The 2623-nt window shown below is 66.4% G+C and carries 2 protein-coding genes; both read right to left on the bottom strand.

What is annotated here, in order from left to right:
• Window positions 1-192: 192 nt before the first annotated feature.
• Window positions 193-1002 carry an IS21-like element helper ATPase IstB gene (istB, locus tag ACCC97_RS28660; RefSeq protein WP_413336344.1) on the bottom strand — a complete coding sequence of 270 codons (810 nt, stop codon included), beginning with the start codon at window positions 1000-1002 and terminating at the stop codon, window positions 193-195.
• On the bottom strand, window positions 995-2506 hold the full coding sequence (gene istA / locus ACCC97_RS28665) for an IS21-like element ISVapa2 family transposase (RefSeq protein ID WP_413336346.1): 1512 nt from the start codon (window positions 2504-2506) through the stop codon (window positions 995-997). The genes istB and istA overlap by 8 nt, the downstream gene beginning before the upstream one ends.
• Between the last annotated feature and the right edge of the window lie 117 nt (window positions 2507-2623).

Consider the following 2623-nt stretch of genomic DNA (forward strand, 5'->3'; position numbering starts at 1 on the left):
TGTCCGCGCCGAAGTAGAACTGAGCCACCGCGCCGCTTGAATCGTGAGCCAGGGGTGGAAGCCGACGCAGCAATGGTCGACTGTGGATAAGTGTATGGCGTTGCTTGTTCTTTGATCTCCTTTTTGGTTCTGTGATCGAACTCATAGGGCGCGCAGGGCGAAGCCCGTAGCGCCCTGTCTGGGTCAGGAGCGTCAGTCGGTGGGGTTGTTTGAATCGCTCTTGCTGCTGCCCTTGCGGGCCTGTTCCCTGGCCTTGATGCGCTTCTTGGCAGTTGCGCTGCTGTGCAGGAAGCGATGGCTCTCGTTGCCCGTCTCCACGATGTGGCAGTGGTGCGTCAGGCGGTCGAGCAAAGCGGTCGTCATTTTTGCGTCCCCGAACACTGTCGACCACTCAGCGAAGTCCAGATTGGTGGTGATCACCACGCTGGTGTGCTCGTAGAGCTTGGACAGCAGATGGAACAGCAGCGCGCCGCCGGCCTGGCTGAACGGCAGGTAGCCCAACTCGTCCAGGATCACCAGGTCCATGCGCAGCAGACCGCTGGCGATCCGCCCGGCTTTGCCCTGGGCTTTCTCCTGCTCCAGCGCATTGACCAGATCCACCGTGGAGTAGAACCGCACGCGCTTGCCTTGGCGCACGATGCCCGACACCCCGAGGGCCGTGGCCAGATGGGTCTTGCCTGTGCCCGGTCCGCCGACCAGCACGGCGTTGTGCGCGGCCTCGGTGAACTCCAGCGTCGCGAGCTGCTGGATCAGCTTCTGGTCCACCGGCGAGGCATCGAAGTCGAAGCCCGCCAGATCCCGGTGCACCGGGAAGCGTGCCGAGGTCATCTGGTACTGGACCGAGCGCATCGCCCGGTCCGTCGACTCGGCTTGCAGCAGATGCTCGACCAGCCAGCGCGAGGCCTCCAGACCCGAGGCCGGCCCTTGCTCCTGCAGATCGCACCAGGCACTGGCCATGCCGTGCAGGCGCAACGCCTTGAGCTCAACGGTCACGTCACGCATGGCCCACCTCCTGATCACGCAGGCTGTCGTAGCGCGCCGTGTTGGCCAGCGGCGGTGTGGCGACCTGCAGCGCCGTCTCGGCGCTTGGCGGCGTTGCCGGCGCGTTGAGCCGGCCGAGCACGTTGACGACATGCTCCACGCTGACGCGCCCGGACGGCGGTCCGTTCTCCATCGCCAGTTCGACCGCCACGATCACCGCATCCAGACCGGCCGTGGGCACGATGGCCAGCACCTGGGCCATCACGCGGTCCCCGCCGGTCTGGCGCAGCAGGCCACGGCGCAGGCGCTGCAGCGCCTCGGGCATGTCGGCGAAGGGGGCGCCGTTCCTCAACGCGCCAGGCTTGCGCTGCACCAGGGGGATGTAGTGCTGCCAGTCGTAGCGCGTACCGCCCGAATCGCTCATCCGCTCGTGGCGCGAGACGACTGCATCGTCGGCGACGACCACCACGCTGCCGGGGTACAGCCGCGTGCTGACCATCTGCCCGGCCAGCTCGCACGGCACCGAGTAGCGATTGCGCGCCACCGACACCAGGCAGGTACTCGACACCCGTGCGGGCTTCTCCACGTAGCCATCGAAGGGCGCGGGCATGGGCATCAGGTGGGGCCGCTCGTGCTCGAGCATCTCGGCCACGCTGAACTGGCCGTGCTCGGGATGCCGGACCTCGTCCCACAGGGCTCGGCAGCGCTCGCCCAGCCAGGCGTTGAGTTCGACGAAGGAGCCGAAGCGGCGTCGGGCCGCCTCGATCCAGATGCGCCGACGACTGTCCTGCACGTTCTTCTCCACGCGCCCCTTCTCCCAGCCTGAAGCCACGTTGCAGAAGTCGGGGTCGTACAGGTAGTGGGCGCACATCACCGCGAAGCGCGCGTTGACGGTGCGGCCCTTGCCCTTGTGGACCTTGTCGACGGCGGTGCGCATGTTGTCGTAGATCCCGCGACGCGCCACGCCGCCCAGCGCCGCGAACGATCTGGTGTGGGCGTCGAACAGCATCTCGTGACCCTGACTCGGGTAGGCGACCAGCCAGAAGGCGCGGCTCGCGCACAGCTTCAGGTGCGCAACCTGCACGCGGTAGTAGATGCCGCCGACGACCAGGCCTTCTTCGCTCCAATCGAACTGGAAGGCCTCCCCGAGCTCGAAGTTCAAGGGAACGTAGGCCGTGACGTTGACCGATTGCCCTTCGCCCTGGCGCCAGGCCCGAACGAAGTCGGTGACGGCCGAGTAGCCGCCGCCGTAGCCCGCGGCCTTGATCTCGGCGTGCAGCGCGCGGGCCGTGCGCCGCTCGTGCTTGGGCCGCCTGGCATCGGCCGTCAATGCCTGCCTCAGTGCCGCCTCGAACGCGCTGAGCTTGTTCGGGCGCGGCTCACGCCGGTACTTCGGCGTCTCATTGATCGGTGCGCGCAGCCACTTGGAGACCGTGTTGCGCGACAGCCCCGTCATGCGCGCGATCTCACGCTCCGACAGCTTGTCCCTCACGTGCAGCCGTCGGATCCTGCCAATCATGTCCATGGTGATCACTCCTCGAACCCCGCTGCTTAAATAAACAGCAGGGTAGGTTGAACACCTGGCTCACTTTTACTTCGGCACTACCCGCAAAACTGGCTCAGTTTCCGGTCGGCGCCAACA

This window comes from Variovorax sp. Varisp85 (assembly GCF_047304045.1).
Taxonomy (GTDB): Bacteria; Pseudomonadota; Gammaproteobacteria; order Burkholderiales; family Burkholderiaceae_C; genus Variovorax.

Excerpts from the sequence above, each read along its gene's own strand:
- istB (WP_413336344.1), bottom strand. The coding sequence starts at position 1,002 with ATGCGTGACGTGACCGTTGAGCTCAAGGCGTTGCGCCTGCACGGCATG.
- istA (WP_413336346.1), bottom strand. The coding sequence starts at position 2,506 with ATGGACATGATTGGCAGGATCCGACGGCTGCACGTGAGGGACAAGCTG.